This is a genomic window from Paenibacillus sp. LT-B23 (assembly GCF_059417685.1).
Genome location: NZ_JBSQBM010000005.1, coordinates 34,574 through 54,061 on the forward strand (window position 1 = coordinate 34,574; position 19,488 = coordinate 54,061).

The window sequence follows — 19,488 nt, forward strand, 5'->3', positions numbered from 1 at the left end:
TTCGACATTTTGCAAGTCGTGTTTTAAAATCAATTGGAGAATTTCAGAAGGAAATGGAGTAGTTCTGTCGAACTATGATGTAAAGATAACAAGCAGGATTCATCACTGCTATGTAAAGGTAGAAAACGACTAATTATAAGGAGTCACATTTATATGCACTTGTCCGAACTAAGGATTTGGAATTTCAGAAAATATGGTGCTGGTGAATTCCAAACAGAAATAGGTAAAACCAAGCCGGGGTTATTTATGACGTTTAATCCTGGGTTAAACATAGTAGTTGGGGAAAATGATACAGGTAAAACCGCTATTGTTGACGCTCTGAAGCTTGTTTTAACCACGCAAAGTAACGACTATCTAAGACTGGAATATGAAGATTTTCATATGCCAAGCGGTGAGAGGATAGAGGAAAATCGAACAGATTCATTAGAAATTCAGTGTATTTTTAGGGATCTTAAGCCACAGGAGGCAAAAAACTTCCTTGAGTGGTTGAGCTTTGAGACAGTTGATACAAAAAAAACCTTTTACTTAAAAGTGTTTTTGAAGGGAAGACGCAAAGGAAGACGTGTTTATTATGATGTCAAGGCGGGGACGGATGAAGAAGGCAGTCAGATGAACAGTGAAGCGCGAGCTTTATTAAGATCAACCTATTTGAAACCGTTAAGAGATGCTGAGTATGAAATGGCTCCAAGAAAAAATTCACGACTTTCTCAAATTCTGGACAGCCATCAGGCCTTCGAAGACAAGGAAAATCATCATTTAAAAAAAGTAATAAAGAAAGCTAATGAATTAATCCTTCATTATTTCCAAGGACATGATGGAGAGCAAACTTTTGATGACCAAAGTGGAAAGCTTTTATTGGAAAAAATAAATTCATATTTAAAAGAGTTTTCTCCATCCACGTTACCATTAAGTTCAATTTTTTCTATATCGGATATGAAATTAAGAACAATTTTAGAGAAATTAAGTTTAGAGTTATCAGTAAACAAGTCAGGTTTAGGCTCTCATAATCTTCTTTTTATAGCAGTTGAACTTTTGCTATTGAATCGAGAAAATTATACAGGATTAAAAATTGCACTTGTCGAGGAAATTGAAGCTCATATCCATCCACAAGCACAATTGCGATTAATCGAGTATTTGCAAAAAGAATCTAGTGATTTAGGTGTGCAATTAATTTTAACTACACATAGCACAGTTCTAGCTTCAAAAGTATCATTGAGGAATCTTATTCTTTGTAACAACGGGAATTGTTTTTCAATGAATCCAGAAAGCACGAAATTAGAAATAGGTGATTATTCATTTCTGGAACGATTTTTAGATTCCACAAAGGCTAATTTGTTTTTTGCAAAGGGAGTTATTTTAGTTGAAGGGGATGGAGAACATCTTCTTTTACCTACAATTGCTGAGATTATTGGTAGACCGTTATCTAAATATGGGGCAACAATTGTAAACGTAGGGAGCACTGCATTCTTACGCTACAGCAAGATTTTTCAACGTCGGGATGAGTCATTAGGAAAAATGAATATTCCAGTTGCTATAGTAACCGATAATGATGTCAAACCAATTTTTTCTGAACGTGGCGACAATATAACTGATCAAGAGAAGATAGTAACTTCGCGACAGAAAAAGATTGAGCTTTATAATGGTCAAACTGTAAAAACATATGTGTCTCCGTTTTGGACGTTAGAATATGATTTGGCTGCCGGCGGTAATTTAACTAAAGAGTTCTACCAAGCGGTATTATACGCAAAAAAGATTCAAGGTAGCAATAAGTACGGATTAACAGAAGAAAAGAAGAGAACATGTGATCAAGAAGTGGAAACAAATTTGACAAAATGGCAGCAAGAGAAACTTTCTTATGAAAAAATTGCGTATGAAGTTTATCACGGTATCATGTTAAAAGAAAATGATAATGTGTCGAAGGCTATAGTCGCGCAATGTCTGGCTAGTATACTTAACGAAACGAAAGATAAAGAAGCACTCAGATCGAGAATTTTAAAAGATCAAAATCTAAAATATATTATTGAGGCTATACATTATGCTACTGCTGTTCTAGAAGGTGACAAATAATGTTTACAATTAACGATGAAGATATTCAATTAGCAGAACGTTTACTTTTGCCAGAGGGCGAGGTTTTTGATAAGGATAGGCGAGACATTATTCGGTGCATGGATTCGAAAGACATACAAGCTTGCCCCGGAAGTGGCAAAACTACAACATTGCTTGCTAAGTTATTTATTATCGCGCAGAAACTTCCTTTGAAAACAAATCAAGGGATCTGTGTGTTGACTCATACAAATGTAGCAGTTGATGAGATTAGAACTAAGCTGGAAGGAAAAGCTGACGTTTTATTTCAATACCCTAATCATTTTGGCACAATTCAGTCGTTTGTTAATAAATTCATGGCTATTCCTGCATATATTGATAAATATGGAAAAAGGGTCGAGAGAGTTGATGATGAGATATATAACGAATACGTTCAAAGACAATCAAGTAGCCTGGATAGAGGGACAAAGTACTGGCTCGACGTAAACAAGATTGCTATTGCTGATCTTCGATTTGGCATGCATGACTTTTCTATCACTAAAAAGATTGATGGAAAAATATTAATGAAACCAGAGAGTAAATCCTATCCTAAGTTAATGGAGTTCAAAGAAAATATTCTAAGAGAGGGGGTTCTATGTTACGATGACGCCTATTCGTTGGCATATGAGTACCTACGCAAGTATCCTCAGATAGCAGAAGTGATTTCTGACCGCTTTGCTTATGTGTTTGTTGACGAAATGCAAGACACAAATAATATACAAAACGATTTATTGGAACGTGTTTTTGACCAAAGTAAAGTGGTAATACAAAGAGTTGGAGACAGTAATCAATCAATTTTTGATTCTTCTTCAGAAACTGGTTGGAAAGTTTCTGAAGATTATTTGACTATCCCAACTAGTAAACGGTTTTCTTGTGAAATTGCCGAAAGGGTAAAAAAGATCTGTATATCGCCTCAAGATCTAAAAGGAAATTCCAATGTACCTAACATCACACCCAAGATAATTGTATTTGATGATTCTTCTATTTCTAAAGTGTTGCCTATATTTGGTGATTTTATTTTAGAATACAATTTACACCAACTGGAGCGGAATATTTTTAAAGCTGTCGGTTGGGTGGGTCAACCCAATGGGCAGAGGTCAATATGTGATTATTACGAACCATACGGTAAATCAGGGCTGAAAAAAAGGCGCGATTTTGATTGCTTAGAAGACTATTTGAAAATGGCCAATAACCAAGAGAATGGAGATTCTGTCCAATCCATTCGCTCATTTATATTTGAGGCTATGTTAAAGAGTTTACGTTTATTAGGTGTGAAACGATCAAATAATACCTTGTATACAGACGCTTCATTCAACGATTATTTAAGTAAACATCATAAAGAGTTTTATGACAAGCTCAGATTTGAAATCACTCAGTGGTGCTTGAAACTGTATCAAGAAGAAGACATATTACAAGACATTAGAAGCTTTATTATTACTGAATTATGCCCGCAAATGGACGTTAGACCTAACCGGGAGCTACATTCCTTTTTAAACACTTCTTCGACTGATAAATTATTTATTGAAAATCAACAGACAAATTTATATATCCATGAAAAAAAAGATAACCGTATATCCATAGATGTTTCAACAGTTCATAGCGTAAAAGGAGAGACTCATACAGCAACTCTATATTTAGAGACCTATTTCAAAAAGAAGTTCGATGTACAGTCTATTCTTGAGTATATGAAAGGCAAACATATCCCACCTAAGCTAGTAACGACAAAACAAAGTCTTAAAATGGCATACGTGGGAATGACAAGACCTACACATTTATTATGTGTTGCTACCCATAGCTCAAATGATCCACACTTACAAGAACTCGAAAAATATGGATGGGATATTCATAAGGTGTATTAAAAGTAAATTGATAATCTGACTATTTTCAATGCTAGTTTTATAAAATACAAATAGAGTGCGAAGCATATCAAGCGATTTGGGGGCGAGAAAAATTGGTTAGATTGAACTTCAGGGGTGGCACATTCATATCTTCCAAGGATGAATACGGCTATGAAGAAGTGCTAAATGATTTTGAAAATGCAAAAAAAATTAGAATAGTTACTTATAATATATCGGATAAAAAAGACGACCCTCTTCTACAGAAACTAAAAAAATTAAAAAATGATGTAGATGTTGAATTTATAACGAACATTCCGTCCCGTGTTGTCACATATTACAATAATCAAGTGGGAAAAGACTGGAGAAAAAAAGCAAGTTCTAATATAAATGCATACCTTATTAAGCTTAATCCAGAAACCTTTAATGGACCGATTGTTCCTTTTTTTAACTTTTATAATCATTCAAAGATTATAGGTACAGAAAATAAAGTATACATCGGTTCTGAAAACTTTTCAGTAGAGAGCAACAAAAATTATGAGGCTGGAGTCCTTATCGAAGATAAGCAATTCATAAATGAGTTGTATAAATGGTTTTTTGATAGTTTGAAAGACGAATCAATACCTTATTTTAATGATGATTACAATCAATTAAGACTATTTACGGTTAGTATTCTGACTAGATTAATAAATCATTATGAGTACTTTATGGATGCATTCTTTAGTATTCGTAAAAATGGAGAAGCATTATTTATTAACGAGGAGACAATTTTTAGTCAGAACGATTTGTATGATCTGCTTCATGATCTTCAAGAACTAAGTGATATTCAAGGACTTGTTGAGAATATTACTCCTAATGAAGATGAATTAACGGATGCATTGGAGAAGATATATGAGATATTTAATAGTATGCCAATAAATAATATTGTTGATTTCCTAACAGTAGATGGAGCAATTTATGAGTATATTGTTTTCAATATGCAGCAAAAGTCGCTAGAAATCTTTGAAGCAGAATACAATGCGATGGCAGATGATGGAGAAAAGCTTGAGCAATACATGGAAATATCCTTAGATAACGCAAATGACATTTTGTCTGAAATTTGTAATGATATTGAGAGCGACATTTATTCTGTCAAAAGGGATTTTGAGGAAATAATTAGGGGTTTGAAAAACATTGACCTAACCCTAAGAGAAATTTCTAAGTACGCTGTGAATCCATTAATTGATAATACTTAAATTATCATTAGCTTTTTCAAGCCAACTCACAAAGCTATATTCCGTTTTTAAAACGGATTACTTGGGCTGGTCCAGTGCTTGTAATCGCTGTTTCTGCAAGCCCCTTTTGGAATTCTTTCTTTTAAGCTTTTCACTGCAATTCTTTAGAATAAAGTTAGGGATTGATTCCCTCCGTGTACAGTGTGTCCGGAAACTTGAAGCAATGGAACAAGTGGATTGGACAGAGCCTTCATTCTATCGGATTCTGTACATAGTTTCCTGCACCGATATGGTTAGTTTGGTTAGATGGTGAAAAATAAATCCTCGTACTTAACCATCCCTCTCTTAGAAATAGGGAATTTTCCGTTTCCCATAGTAATATGTTGATAAGTCTTCTTTTTTAACACTCCATTTTTGAGATTCCCCTTTTTAATAGAGTAAGTAACACAAGAAATGGATTATTGTTTCCTCTTTTCATGGAAGAAGTGTCCTATTAAAAAACGCTTATCACAAAAGTATTTAAACGTGGCTATTGTTCATAGTCGCATTCGTCCTCCTTTAGTGCTAGCTTTGTCTCATACTCAGCCTGCCGAATCGAGGTAAGGTCTTCATTGAAGTCTTTATGATTTGGCGTTTGGATCGCGGTTTGGTAGCCTAACTCTACATACTTTTGGGCAAATTTAAAGGCAGCCTCTTGTCCCCAATTGGGAGCTGGGCTGCCGTCTCGAAAGGTGGCGTTATAGTCGTTGTCCAAGCAGAAGATAATTTCATGGATGTCATGGTGGGGGAGGAAGCGTTCCAAGGCATGGTCGGATAGACAACCGAGAGATATGCGATGATCTGCTCGCCAGTCTAGACCGTTCATTTTGGAGAGGGTGGCATGGCTCATGGTATCGATGGGGCTTTCACATACATAGACTCGCCGGCTGTTGTCGTTGCCAGGGATATGGAAAGGGTAGCTTTTGTCTGAGTGTTCCCTGTCTTGCTTGAAGGAACGCTCCGGTGTGCTTCCTCGCATAGAACAATACTTAGCTATGCTATCTTGATCATAGGCGATAAAGACACAGTTTCCTGTTTTTCCTTGCTGGTAGAGTTTTTTTTCTTGCATGAGACGGGAGACGATCTCAGGGTCAATTCCTCGAACGTGAACAAGATACCAGGCTATTCGCCTGTAATTGGGCGCTTTGTCTGGAAGGAGTAGTTGTCCGGTATCTCGATGAGTAGGGTGAGGAGAGGGATTATGCTGCGGTGTTTCGCTGTTCAAGAGCAAAGCAACGGCCTCCTTAAAATTCAAATTCCAGAATTGCATTACAAAGTCGATGGAACCGCCATGGGTGTCAGTTGAGAAGTGATAGTATTTGTTGCTGTCCTTGAAAAAGTAAAGACCGCCACTTTGCTTCGCATGAAGCGCACGGCGGCCGCCATTTTCAAGGATGTAGCCATTGGATTTGGCGAATTCAATAAGGTTTATGTTGTTGGCTTGGTTGATCTGAACTTTAGTAAAAGGTAAGTTTCCTTTCATATTTTTTTCCTTTCTTGTTTAAGAAGTTTATGTTAAATCTCAAACAAAAGCTATAGTTGAGGAATTATAGGAAGGAAGCAACGTTTAGCTCCGTAAGCGACAGGCGATTTGAGTTAGCTCATTACAGGGATTAGGTTATTGGTTATAATAAAAATGGTGAGATTTATGAGGGAGACATAAAAATATGAAAACTAAAACAACTTTGGAGGGTACTGATGAATAAATATTTCAACAAGTTTAGAGAAAATAGAAAATTTGCTTTTATCTCAACATTGAAATCAACTTTTGTAACATTAGTTTTATTTGCAATTGTCTATTATATTGGTAATAATTTTTTACCTATAGCTATATTTGAATATTTCGGGAAATTAATATGGCTCCTTGGTTTATATTTGATATATTCATTCTATATTACTTATTCTGATTTGACTGAGTATCTAGACCAATCAGATCACATCCAAAGTGTAAAAGAAAGATGGAAATATCCAATCGCGGGATTTAAAGATTCAATTGGAAGAGCTGAGGTTTTTCTTGAGCTACATAATAAAAAATTAGAAATTGTTAAATTCATATCTCCGGTCCCAGTTATACTATATTTTTGGGGCCTTGCAATGAAAGAGGATTTACATTTATTGACGGAAAAGCTCACATACTTTGATTATAGTATTAATTACAGAGATTTCTTTATATACTCTGCCTACGTGTTATTTGTAGTGTACATTGTGCTTATTAGACATTATTTACATGCATATAAGAAACAATATTTAAAACTGGAAAGGTTAAAGAGTGAATTAGAAACGTATGAAGAAATTCTTTTTTCAATAAAGGAAACTAGAAGAGTAGAATATAAAGATACAATTGAAACAATACTAAGGAAGTAAGTTTTTCTCTAAAAACCTGCTCAGGAAGTGCTCGATACTTTAAACTGACCGGGAGGTACTTGGAAGAGTCTTTTGGAATTTCGATAAGTAGTAAATGTAATTATTATTAACACTAAGTGCTTTTTTAGATATCTTAATAAGGGCTACTAATAAATAAAATAGAAGCCAAGTATGCAGAGTAAGCACTCTCTGTACTGCAATCAATTAGAACTTCGCTGACAGAGTTCGTGGTTCTATGGACTAAGTACAAAAGAAGAACCGACTAATATTGGTTCTTCTTTTAAAGTGACTTCATTAAATTTGGCTACACTATCCACTCATGGGGAATAAGTTTCTGGTTCTCACCCCTCCATTCACAAACCTCATGGACATTATAAATATCTCCCCAAATGCTTTTGTCTGCGTGCTCCAATACAATTACTTGAAAACCATTTTTTGAATCTTTTAAAGCTTGTGACATTGTCCTAAATATTTTTTTTACTGCAATTTGATCTTCATCATTATCAAGTGTTGGATCTAGATCTTTCTCGCCTTCTTTGGCGGCTAGCTTTTGAGGGAAATAAACTTGACTAGGCTGATCATAAACAATGAAATTTGGCACAGGAGAATGGCTCTGTTGATTGAAGAAAAGATGAAATGCAAGTGTCACAGATATATGATATGCTAGCCAGTTTGAACCACTACCAATTTCCCACAAGTAGTCATCACGACCATCTGCCCCAGAGACAATCACAGTTAAATTCTCATAGTCAATTTTCACAGGATCATTCGGTCTTTCTGAATCAAGAATAGGAAGTAATTTTATAGTAAATGCTTCAATTGTTCTAAGTGCAGTTTTTATTCTTTGTATAATCGCATTTTCATTTACTTGAGATCTCAGTTTTCTGAGTCGCTCATTTAGATCAGCTATTTCTAATGATAATTGATTATCTGATCCAAGCGTTTCAAATGTTTCGCTTGCATATTGTATTTGCCCTAAAAATCTTGAAATATTCTCAGTAGTGTATTTTTCTTCTGCAGAAGAATTACGTATATTACTTTGTATTTTTATCCTCTTCTGAATTGCTGAAAGCTGTTCTGAAAGTTTTCCTATTTCAGTTTTTACACTTTCGTATTCACGTTCAAAAGCAGCAGGTATTTTATTTGTGTAGCCAGACTCCTCTTCTAGTTGGGTTAAGCTTTTATAAAACTTATCAATTTGGTCTTTTGGATGATTTTCTGAAATTCCAAACACGGGACAGGTATCTTCATCCTCACTTAAACTTTTTAGCCATTTAGACACATTGAGTCTTTCAACTTGTATAGTCAATGATTCTCTATAATCATCTATACTATCCATTAGTTGAGTCATTTCTGTATATCTGTTTTTAAAAGATGATAGTTTAAGTGAGATTTCATTTTCTTCTTTTCTGAGAGATACAATCTCTTGGGAAGAAGCTTCAATGTTTTTATTCAATATACTTGAATCAGAAACTTTTTTACTTGAGATTGATGAAAGAATTTCGAGTTGTTCCTCGAAACTTAATTTCCCTAAAGTAGCATTAACCTTTACGAGTCCAAGCTCTTCAGCGGCTGAAAGCCATCCACTGATCTCTATCCTCCATTTTTCTGCAACATCCTTCAGCTTTGATAAATCTTTCTCCTTACGCCGTAACTCTTTCACTAGAGTACTAATTTCTTGACGTTTTGCTAAAATATCTGGTGTAACAGCGCCAAGTATGTAAGGAAAGATATTGATAAGTTTTGTTCGATGATCTGTAGTATCAGCTTTATAAAATAAAGTATCTGCATTAGCCACAATATTTTGCGGTTGAAAACAAAAAGCCATCAAATCCCTAAAGGATGGTCTCCCGAAATAATTGTTAGTTGTATCTGATTCAATTTCTAAAAATGAGAGGGAGGCCAACTCATCTAAATATTTTTTTACAGAATCCCTAGTGGTATTTTTATGGGGAATATCTGGGGTAACAGCAGTTTCTCCTTCTACAATGTACATATCATCAGTGGACTTTTGAAGACCGGGTTCACGTCTTGCAAGAAGGATTTGTTTGCTGTCGGTTTCAATGACAATCCCAAACCAACTACAAGCATTTCTTATTGTTTTAACAGGAATGTAACAAGATCCAGAAGCAAGACAATAATCAATTATAGGGATGATTGCGGATTTTCCAGTTCTTGATGCACCAGTTATTATATTAATAGCTCCTAATTCAAATTCAATTTCCTTAGGTTCCAAATTATCTTTTTTAGGCCAAAGTATTAGTTTCTTAATTTGGAAATTCATATTAAAACCTCACTTTCATTATCTGAGAGATTTCATGCAGGGTAAGCTGGGAGCACCAAAAACCTAGTTTCTCAGAAGCTTTTCCTAACTTTGTAATATTTTTTGGTTGTCCTTTATGTTCTGTCGTTGAAACAGGGAATACCAATGCATTTTCATAATCCATCGAGATCAAGGATGTATACAGACTGATCCGTACAGAATTAAGGGTAAGTTCCTTCATATTTGCGCTACTAATGTGTATTTGGGAAATAACATCGTTCTTCAGTACTTTTGTAGAGAGAAATTTATTTGAAAACTGTCTAAGACCAGATGCTTTTTGGGTTCCATTTAGTACTTCAACCATATCCTCTCGGCAAATGATAGGGAGTACAATGAACAAAAGGGGGAACGGTATGAATGTTGAATTATTACTATAATAACCACGAACAAAATTCCAGATTGCAAATGCCCCGAAAGCTGGATTTTGAACAATCTGAAGTTCTTTATTTAGTTTACTCATCATTTTCACATCCCATCTTAATTAAATCATTGTAGTCTGGATGCCAACCTACCGTTAATTCATCAGATAAAGAATGATAACAACCAGGTGTAAAAAAGCCTGGCACGCTAAGATGATCAATATTAATAGCATCATCTTTACATTGTAAGTAAAGGAGCTTTCCTTGTTCCTTAGTGGAAAGGGTTTTTCCAGTAATATTAATAATACTCTTTTTGTTTTTCCACTTTTTCACAAGCTCTTCTTGATAATTAATTAGGCTAACTTCGCTAATATCACCTCTTTTAGCCCATATTGTCCTATTGGTGGAAGCTCTTAAGTAATCACTAATTGCTTCTAATTTATCATCATAATCACATTCGACTAGATTTAGTTGATCTATATATCTTCTTAGAGCATTATATTCATGTTGAATTTCTTGTTCGGTTGGGCGGGGCGCTAACTCTTTTAGACTTAAGTTTTGATTAAGCTCGCGAGAAATAGCTATAAGTTGAGCTTTATAATCTTTAAAAGAAATAGACATTGCATTTCCAGCCTCTATTAGCTCTGCGGTTTTTCTATCAATCCATCCAAGCATTGAGTCAAATACATTCATCATAAGATCATCATGAATTGTTGTTTTTTGGCAAAAGGTTTCGAAAAGATAGGTCGTATGTTTTATACTTATTGTTTGTAATGTGAATTTCTCAATTATTTTGCAGGCTAAAGTTTTGTTCTCGGGCTTAAAAAAGTGTCTGACATATAACGCATATTGTTCTCCAAGTTTCAATTCATTTCCTGTTACATCGTAGAATTCCAATCTTGATTTCACCCACATTTCTTCTGCTGATTCTAGAGAATTAGCTTCATTAAACCAAGTGGAAATATTCCCTTTTCTATTAGCAGCAACAAAAAGTTTGAAGTTCGTGTTTTCAATTTGAAGTTCGTTATTTTTAATTGCAAGTAGCCAATTGTATAAAGTTTTCCATAAATCTGGTGAACGATCTGCTACTGGATTATTCTTTGAGAGAACACTTTTCAATTGAATAGCATCTATAGTGCCGTCTTCTTTTTCTGTAGCAATATCTTCCAAAACTTCAATACTGACAATATCATTTCCGGAACAATTCATTAGTTCATAGAGTGCATGTCTAACTTGAAGAGAATAAGCATAAACCTTGTCTGGCACATGAGTATTAGCAATGTTCGTTTCCATTTCATTATTATTCTGATTATTGCTCACGGCCCTCGCTCCTTATTTAGGTATAAATAATTATATTTTTAGATATTAGAAAAAGAATCTTAAGTACCTTGAATTATTGTATAGTATGTACATGGTATCATTTGGTATGACAATCTTCAACCAATAATTACATTCTTTTCTCCTTTAGATATAATGGAACTATGAAGATTGGAATTTTCATCATGAATTTGCTCCGAAATAAACCTATACTAGCAGTTTCCATGAAAGTAAATTCGTTGAACTCTATCTAAATTGAATGCGGCAATCAAAGAAAGTATAATATAAGAAAAGAATGTATTGAAGGAGCGCATAAGAATGGATTCCGATGAATGCCAAGAACCGATTCATCAGCGTCACGATACGTCATATCGCTTTCTGCTTTCCAGTAAGAAATTATTTGTAGAGCTGTTGAGGTCTTTTGTTGATAAAGGATGGGTGCAGGAGATTGATGAATCGAATGTCCAGGAAATTCCTCATTCATTTGTCCTTCAAGATTTCAAGCGTAAAGAAGCGGACTTGGTCTATCAAGTCAAGTTGAATGGGCAGGATGTTGTGTTTTATCTGCTGCTTGAAATGCAGTCCAAAGTGGACTTCCGAATGCCATATCGGTTACTCTTGTATCAGGTGGAGATTTGGCGCTACTTGATGCAAAATCAAGAAAAAGACAAAGCCAAGCGGAAGACCTTTCGTCTCCCAGCAATTGTGCCAATTGTCTTGTATAATGGGAAGCAACGTTGGACGGCTAGTCGTCAATTTCGTAAACTGCTTGCAAATGAACAGATGTTTGGTTCAGAATTGATTGATTTTGAATATTTATTAATTGATGTTGCACGATATACAGAAGAAGAACTCTTAGCTTTATCAAATACCATTGGCTCCGTGTTCTTGCTGGATCAGACAGAGGATCAGGAGCAATTATTAAATCGGCTGAGTAAGCTAATGAGTACCATTCAGAAGTTACCAGAAGAAAGTCAGCAGCAGTTTGCCATTTGGATGGCTAACATTCTTCTGCAAAAACTTCCAGAGAGTGAGCCACACCTGCAGGAACTTATTCAAAATCCGAAGGGAGGAGCTGCCATTATGGGGTTGGAAAAAACATTGGATGCTATTGAACGTAAAGCAAAGCAGGAAGGCAAAGAAGAAGTTGCCAAGCAATTGATTGGTATGGGAATGGACACCTCGTCTATTGCTCAAGCAACCGGCTTCTCCATAAAGAAAATAGATGAATTGCGTGAGAGAGCTTACTAAAGTAGAGAACCGTTCCAATATGGAGCGGTTTTTTTCATTAAATTGATTTTCTTAGAGTTCCCTGTCAAAAACGTCAGTTGCCTTCAGTGATTTTTCGAGTTGGTTACCTGGTTTCCTTTCCTCTTGCTCATCAATAATCGATTCTTGATTCTGCAATTCCTCAAACTCCAGCACTGAATTAATTTCCACCTGACGGGTCACCATATCCTGTAATTTTTGCTCAAATTCGAAAGGCTTAGCGACCTCATTTCTTGCTTCGGCGAGCTGGATTTGGGTGTCGCTCAACTTCTGTTCAGTAGAGTGGAGGATGGAAGGAATCTTATCTAAGAGGTTTTCCATTCGGGTGATGTTCCCCATTTCGGATTCTCCAAGTTCAGTAGAGTAATTCTCAGCCCCTTTAATCTGAATACTAATGTTATCGAAAGCGGAACGGGCTAAAAAAATCTCAAATCCTCGATAACTACCGACATGCACAGGTTCTTTTTGATTCAAGTCATTTACCTTGGAAAGAAGGAGAAGTACCTCACCAGCCTGTGGTCTTTCTGTGTAAGTTTTTCCATCCAATTCGATCATAAAATCTGTACCTTGCGTTTGATGGGCTAATTCTATGTCGGCCTTCAGCTGTTCAATCCTTTGTTCGCAGTAAAGAAGTGTTTGTGGGTACTGCTGACTAGTCTGTCTTTCCAACATCAGTCGTTCATTGCTCCAGTTGGATTTTAGCAGTTTTAAACGAATTACTTCGTTATCCACCTGCATTTTCTCAGCCAGCAGGGGATTAGCTGTAGCAATAGCCTTAACCTCCGCAGCAGACAATACTGTTTCATCGGCATCTTCACAAGAGCGGGAAATGCTTTTGCCGTTCATTACTTGTGAAATGTAGCGAAGTTTCTGCTCTTGAATCTGCCATAGATAGCTGTCAAACGTTCCTTTGGTGACGTAGCGGAAGATCTGGACCATTTCATTTGTGTTGCCTTGCCGAAGTATACGACCATCTCGCTGCGTAATATCTGCCGGACGCCACGGGCAGTCTAGGTGGTGGGCTGCAACGAGCTTGTCTTGGACATTTGTTCCAGTTCCCATCTTTTGTGTCGAGCCTAGCAATATGCGTACTTCGCCGCGGCGGACCTGTTCAAACAATTCTTCACGCTGCACATCGGTTTTGGCATCATGAATAAAAGCGATTTCCTGCTCGGGGATACCTTTATTCATTAGTTGGGTCTTGGTTTCATCATAGATGTTAAACTGTCCTGGCTTCGGTGTCCCGCTGTCTGAAAAAATAACCTGTGTAAGCTTTTGATCTACCGTTTGCCGCCAAATCTCAAATGCATTATGGATGCATCGACTCAATTTGGAATCCGGGTCGATAGGCGCTTCTTCATCCACCAGCCGGGGATCAATAGACATGAGCTTCGCCTCATTGGTCAGCTTGAGCATGTTATCTTCGGTAGCCAGCACCTCATTGTTGCGGATTTTCTCTGCACGTTCTACAAAGCTGTCCATTATCCCTTTTTGAAAAGGAGAGCATTCTGTGACCACTATGGTCGGCTTCCCATCTTTCAACTCAGGAACGGGCAGTTTGAGCATATCCGCTGTTTGAATATCAGCTACGGTGCGAAAGATGTTCATTAATTCAGGTAGATTATGAAACTTTGCAAACCGGGACTTCATCCGGTAGCCGCTGCCTTCGGGCGTCATTTCAAGAGAGGAAACCACTTCCCCGAACGTGGCTGCCCAATTATCGAAGAATTCCAACCCCAGACGTTTCAAAACTGTGGGTTGTAAATATCGCTGCATGACATACATTTCCGACATGCTGTTACTTATAGGGGTACCGGTGGCGAAAACAACACCTTTACCTTGATTCATTTCCTGCACATATTGGCATTTTAGCAGCATATCCATCGCTCGTTGGCTGCTGGACTTGCCGATTCCAGCAACGTTTCGCATTTTGGTAAAAGTGAAACAGTTTTTGTAAGCATGGGCCTCATCGATAAAAAGCATATCCACGCCAAGCTGTTCAAAGGTAAGTAAGTTGTCCTTCTTGGCTTCATTGACCAGACGTTCCAGTCGATGTTTTAGATTGTTCTGAAAGATGACCATTTGCTTAATCGTCCAACTGTCGCCTTTTTCCTTTTTTACCTGGTCAATCATCTGGGTCACGCTGTTGATCTCATTCTGCAAAAGTTGTTCCTGACGCTCACGGGAGATCGGGATTTTTTCAAACTGGCTATGCCCGATAATAATTGCGTCATAATCGCCCATGGCAATTTTGGAAACAAAGCGCTGGCGGTTTTGCAGGCTGAAATCTTTCTTTGTTGTGACCAGGAGGTTTGCAGAAGGGAAGAAACGCAAAAATTCGTTAGCCCACTGTTCCGTTAAATGGTTGGGGACGCAAAAAAGCGGTTTTTGAACGGCTTCAATATGTTTCAGATACATCCCGGCTGCGATCATCGCGGCTGTTTTTCCGGCCCCTACCTCATGGGCCATCAGTGCTGTTCCCGAATAAATAATTCTGGCCGCGACATCTTTTTGGTGTTTTCGCAACTCCATTTCCTCGCTCATCCCTTGAAAGACAAGATGGTTACCATCGTAAGTACGGGGACGTAACGTGTTGAATTTGTCATTATAGATATTCAGCAGAATGTCGGCCTGATCTTTATCTTTGAACAACCAGGAAGCGAAGGCTTCTTTGACTTGCTGTTGCTTGGCTCTGGCAATCATCGTTTCTTTGGCGTTTACGACATATTTGACCTGCTCATTACCATTGTTATCAAAATACGTTACCGGATCTCGAACTGTAATGCTCTGCAGGTTTAAGCTGCTTTCATAAATTTCATAAGCATTGACGCGGGAGGTTCCGAAGGTTTGATTCACTTTAACGGATTCACGTTCCAGAGATTTGCCGGAGATACGCCAGGTATTGGTGTAATCCATATATTCCACATCAATGTTGCTGGCGGCTTTATGATATCCCGCTGTACCGAATGTCTCATACATAAACTCCCGATAATAGCGAACGGGAATCCACGGACTACCAATGCGAAAATCAATATCGCCGGGAAGCAGAGGAGCAGGTTGAACTGCTGTCAGTGCTGTCACGTTACGTTCAAACAACTCGGGATGTTCAAGTGCCTTCAGCTTGGCATACGCAAGCTTGTCTTTTACATTGCCGGACAAATATTCCTCATCCAACTCCCAGCCTTCGTCAGTGTCTCCGATATATTTTTGCGGATTCAGAAACAGCTTATCGCCAAGCTCATTCAGGATATCCTCTTCTTTTTTGCCGTAGAGCCTGGACATGTAAGCAAGATCCACTTTTAGCTTTTGGTTCAGACAAATTTGTAGAGCTTGTAGCGCAGTATCTGCTTGTTCCGGCAAACGGTTCGGTTTAATTGTAGCTTTGAAGAAGACAGGGGCTTTTACCCAAATTTTCTCTTTTGTCAGATCTTCAATGGAACGAAGTAAAGGAAGCTGGTCGTCATCGGCAAAAGCGGCAGTATTCACGCGATCATTAATGGAACCATGTTGTTTAACAAAGCGGTCATACACCTGATTCAGTACCCGTTGAGCATTCTCAAGTTCGTTCAAGGTATAACCATATTCTTTAGTCTGGATGTCAATTACAGCTTTGAGCGCATCTCTTATTTCACAGAGTTCCTTGATTCGTTCCGCCTTTTTGCCTTTGATTTCTTGAGGCAGCAAATAACCGTTCTCGCAGAAGAAGATACGGTTCTCTCTAATGACATAAGTGAAATTCTTTGTTCCTGCATCAGCTTGTACGGCTTCTGTCGGTTCATCTTCCCAATCGTCGATCCTGACTTCATCAGGCAGGGCCGTAAATTGGCCTCGTAAGGATGTTATGGCGGTGTCGAGATCTTTGTACAGGTCTTGGTCTGGTTTGGGAAAACAAGCCGTGGTTCGTTCTGATCCGTACATGCTGCGATCCCAAGCCATGTGACCAAGCACCATTTCCGGATGATGTAGGAAATATTGATTTATTGGAATACCGCCAGACGTACTACCTATGGATACCCATTCGGGCATTTGTGAGCGCTCTCGTTCCCGTGTCTGTTCCAGCTTTTGCAGGAACAACATATCAGTGGTCACTTCGGTTCCAGCCAGTGCTTTAAATGCTGTATTGGGCAAGCGGATGGCCCCTATCAGATCAGCTTTGCGAGCGATTGTCTCCCGGATAGACGGATCTTGTTTATCCAGCGTACCTTTGCTGGTGATAAAGGCGATGATTCCGCCTGGCTTCACCAGTTCCAGTGATTTTACGAAGAAATAGTCATGGATCAAATGGCTTTCTTTGTGCCGAGGGTCGAAAATCTGAATATTGTTAAAGGGAATATTGCCGATAGCAGCATCGAAGCTATTGGGAGCAAAGCTGGTGGTTTCATAGCCCTGAATCTGGACGTTTGCAGACGGATACAGTTGCTTGGCTATTCTGCCAGTGATACCGTCCAGCTCTACTCCATAAAGTTGCGCTTGCTGCAAGCTCTCCGGTAATACAGAAAAAAAGTTACCTGTTCCCATCGCGGGATCAAGTATCTTTCGGCTTTCGCTGTAGTTTAATCCAAATCGCTCTAAAGCATGGTACACATGCCGAATCAACTCTGGCTCGGTGTAGTAGGCCGTAATCGTGGAATTTAGAGCCTCGGCGTATTCTTTTTCATCCAGCAGATGCTTTAGCTCCGCAGCCTCACTTTCCCAGCCCTTAGCGGTTTCGTTAAAAACGTTCGCCAGTCCGCCCCAGCCCACATAACCAGCGAGTATCCTTTGCTCCTCTGGTGTGGCCAAACGTCGCTCGAATTCAATCTTTTTCAGCAACCGAATGGCCTCGGTGTTTCGTTTGTACTTGCTCTTGGCTCCGGTGGGATAAATGGATTCCTCCGGGGTGTAACGGAAATTGCTCGGGGGATTAGCTTTGGGGGAAAGAATATCCTGAGTTTCGGTTTTTGATCTACTTGCGGATGCTTCAGGCTGTGGATCATTGAAGGAGTGCTCATGACTTGTCTCTATTTCTGATGTTAAAGGTTTGTTCGATAAAGTTATATTTTCATTTTTAGAGCCATCAGCTTCGTTTTCCAAAGTTTCAGTTTGTTCGGCGTAGTCGAACAAAGTCCATTCTGCTTCTACTGGGGGAAATGGCGGTAAGCTCTCATCATAGCGTCCTCTCTGAATGAGTTGCAGCAGAGTGGACGCCACTTTTCTCCAGTTGATAAGTGCTTCATGAGAGCCGTTGGTATCCTTCCACGAAAGCTCAATTCCTTTCCCACTGTGCATGTATCCGGTAAGACCATCGCCTAAGTCACCCATTGACCCTCCAATGCCGTATCGGTTTTTTAGCATGGAAATCAGGTCTGCTGCTTTGGCATCTGGATGTTCAACGACAAATTGATAAATAAATGCTTTACCTTGCATTGAGCCCATCCCGCTGCGAAGTAGGTACTCCAGCATGTCTTGCTCTGAACGCGCATTGTTAATACCTTGTTCAGGCAATAAAAAAGAACCGCTGGTTGGCGGCTCTTGAGAAGGAGTGGGGGAGGAAAGGGATGATTTTGTGTTTGCTATCTCGGCTTCAATACGATGTCGTTCAGCACCAGTTCCTCGGCGGTCGATTTGATCTGATTCAGATGGCGTGTCCGTTCCAGAATGTTCTCGGTCTGCGGCAGCGGTTGAAGTCGAAGCAGTTGTTCTGTCAGCAGGGTCATTTTCTCGTTGGCTTCCTGATCTGCTTGGTGCATTTTCTCCATCAGATTGCCTTGCATTTTCAAGCTCGTGAACCGCTGGGGATGATGATTCCGCAGATAGTTGAGCGCCATCCGTCCGTATTTGCCCAGGGGCTGGTGATCGGCTTCCGCTTGATTGGAGATTTGCAGGAGGGGATAGAGTAAACCGTCCTTCTGTTCGGAGTAACTCAGATTCGTGTTTCTGTTGGTCATGGATAAAACTCCTTTCCTGTTCCATAATGCTCACATGTCTGCCGATGTCCAGCAGAATATCTTTGGATATATCACTGATGATTCCTCCCAGACGGGACATGAGCGGTATAGAGTCCCAATCACAGATGGTTTCAAAAATTGAAGATGCATCAGGCTCGGGCAACTTGCAGCGCCGATAAATAACATAGTTACAGCTGGCTTCAATGATCTCCAGCATTTGCTCCTGTACCCCTGCAATGGGGAGAGAAGCAAACAGGTGGTCTGCCATGTCCAGTTCCATGTCCTGATATAATTCCAGAGAGGACAGGCTTTGTTTGACCATCATTTTAATGCAATTACTAAGATCGTCGCTATCATAGGAAGACAATCTGCCTGCCAACTCGGCTGTATCTACTTGTTCCAGACTCCATGTTGAGGGTGGGATTCTGCCATTCGTTTGACTTACGTCGAACAAATAGTCGATGCTGAGCCGGGCCTCGTGAAGGTTACAGACGGCAATGGCCTTTTCTCCTTTGTTGACATAACGCCCCAGCTTGTTCCAAAGAGGAAGGGAGGCCAACATGGTTGCTTCGGGTTTTTGCATGTAGACCAGCAGGGCATTATCAAAGGAGTATTTATAAATCCTGGCTGCAAAGGTCAGGTAGTCAGTCCAGGCAGTGGGTGAGCGGGAAATGCGCGATACTGCTGACTCATAAATGGCTTTGAGTTGTTCGGAACGCGCCATGCGGGTTGTCCTCCTTTCCTACTAAACGGGAATGG

10 protein-coding genes are annotated in these 19,488 nt (G+C 38.9%); 5 read left to right on the forward strand and 5 right to left on the reverse strand.

All coding sequences use genetic code 11. The features are described from left to right. Positions 1–153: 153 nt before the first annotated feature. From ACWXW9_RS08335 to ACWXW9_RS08345, 3 genes are all read left to right on the forward strand, one after another. Positions 154–2,067 carry an ATP-dependent nuclease gene (locus ACWXW9_RS08335; RefSeq protein ID WP_494929032.1) on the forward strand — a complete coding sequence of 638 codons (1,914 nt, stop codon included), beginning with the start codon at positions 154–156 and terminating at the stop codon, positions 2,065–2,067. Continuing rightward, on the forward strand, positions 2,067–3,941 hold the full coding sequence (locus ACWXW9_RS08340; protein WP_494929033.1) for a UvrD-helicase domain-containing protein: 1,875 nt from the start codon (positions 2,067–2,069) through the stop codon (positions 3,939–3,941). Before ACWXW9_RS08335 ends, ACWXW9_RS08340 begins: the two co-directional genes overlap by 1 nt. Positions 3,942–4,033: 92 nt before the next feature. Further along, on the forward strand, positions 4,034–5,152 hold the full coding sequence (locus ACWXW9_RS08345) for a phospholipase D-like domain-containing protein (protein ID WP_494929034.1): 1,119 nt from the start codon (positions 4,034–4,036) through the stop codon (positions 5,150–5,152). A 508-nt stretch (positions 5,153–5,660) separates the two neighbouring features. On the opposite strand, the gene ACWXW9_RS08350 is transcribed toward ACWXW9_RS08345, so the two are convergent. Next, positions 5,661–6,653 carry a DUF3991 domain-containing protein gene (locus ACWXW9_RS08350; protein WP_494929035.1) on the reverse strand — a complete coding sequence of 331 codons (993 nt, stop codon included), beginning with the start codon at positions 6,651–6,653 and terminating at the stop codon, positions 5,661–5,663. A 215-nt stretch (positions 6,654–6,868) separates the two neighbouring features. On the opposite strand from ACWXW9_RS08350, the gene ACWXW9_RS08355 reads away from it, so the two are divergent. Further along, on the forward strand, positions 6,869–7,534 hold the full coding sequence (locus tag ACWXW9_RS08355) for a hypothetical protein (RefSeq protein ID WP_494929036.1): 666 nt from the start codon (positions 6,869–6,871) through the stop codon (positions 7,532–7,534). Between the two features lie 304 nt (positions 7,535–7,838). Here the strand turns inward: ACWXW9_RS08355 and ACWXW9_RS08360 are convergent, their stop codons facing one another. Genes ACWXW9_RS08360 through ACWXW9_RS08370 form a run of 3 tightly spaced genes read right to left on the reverse strand, consistent with a single transcriptional unit; the run spans position 7,839 to position 11,536 of the window. Then, complete coding sequence (locus ACWXW9_RS08360; protein ID WP_494929037.1) at positions 7,839–9,818, reverse strand: DUF3732 domain-containing protein; 1,980 nt, start codon at positions 9,816–9,818, stop codon at positions 7,839–7,841. 1 nt (position 9,819) lies between these two features. Next, positions 9,820–10,320, reverse strand: a complete 501-nt coding sequence (locus ACWXW9_RS08365) for a three component ABC system middle component (RefSeq protein WP_494929038.1) — start codon at positions 10,318–10,320, stop codon at positions 9,820–9,822. After that, entirely contained in the window at positions 10,310–11,536 is a 1,227-nt protein-coding gene (locus ACWXW9_RS08370) for an ABC-three component system protein (protein WP_494929039.1), read from the reverse strand. Before ACWXW9_RS08370 ends, ACWXW9_RS08365 begins: the two co-directional genes overlap by 11 nt. 315 nt (positions 11,537–11,851) lie before the next feature. Between ACWXW9_RS08370 and ACWXW9_RS08375 the strand changes: the two genes are divergently transcribed. Continuing rightward, positions 11,852–12,784, forward strand: a complete 933-nt coding sequence (locus tag ACWXW9_RS08375; RefSeq protein ID WP_494929040.1) for an Rpn family recombination-promoting nuclease/putative transposase — start codon at positions 11,852–11,854, stop codon at positions 12,782–12,784. Between the two features lie 51 nt (positions 12,785–12,835). On the opposite strand, the gene ACWXW9_RS08380 is transcribed toward ACWXW9_RS08375, so the two are convergent. Beyond that, entirely contained in the window at positions 12,836–19,453 is a 6,618-nt protein-coding gene (locus tag ACWXW9_RS08380) for a helicase-like domain-containing protein (protein WP_494929041.1), read from the reverse strand. Positions 19,454–19,488: the final 35 nt, after the last annotated feature.

What these genes read in the sequence shown, in the direction of transcription:
- ACWXW9_RS08340 (WP_494929033.1), top strand. Translation starts at nt 2,067, where the DNA reads ATGTTTACAATTAACGATGAAGATATTCAATTAGCAGAACGTTTACTT.
- ACWXW9_RS08380 (WP_494929041.1), bottom strand. Translation starts at nt 19,453, where the DNA reads ATGGCGCGTTCCGAACAACTCAAAGCCATTTATGAGTCAGCAGTATCG.
- ACWXW9_RS08375 (WP_494929040.1), top strand. Translation starts at nt 11,852, where the DNA reads ATGGATTCCGATGAATGCCAAGAACCGATTCATCAGCGTCACGATACG.
- ACWXW9_RS08360 (WP_494929037.1), bottom strand. Translation starts at nt 9,818, where the DNA reads ATGAATTTCCAAATTAAGAAACTAATACTTTGGCCTAAAAAAGATAAT.
- ACWXW9_RS08355 (WP_494929036.1), top strand. Translation starts at nt 6,869, where the DNA reads ATGAATAAATATTTCAACAAGTTTAGAGAAAATAGAAAATTTGCTTTT.
- ACWXW9_RS08335 (WP_494929032.1), top strand. Translation starts at nt 154, where the DNA reads ATGCACTTGTCCGAACTAAGGATTTGGAATTTCAGAAAATATGGTGCT.
- ACWXW9_RS08365 (WP_494929038.1), bottom strand. Translation starts at nt 10,320, where the DNA reads ATGATGAGTAAACTAAATAAAGAACTTCAGATTGTTCAAAATCCAGCT.
- ACWXW9_RS08350 (WP_494929035.1), bottom strand. Translation starts at nt 6,653, where the DNA reads ATGAAAGGAAACTTACCTTTTACTAAAGTTCAGATCAACCAAGCCAAC.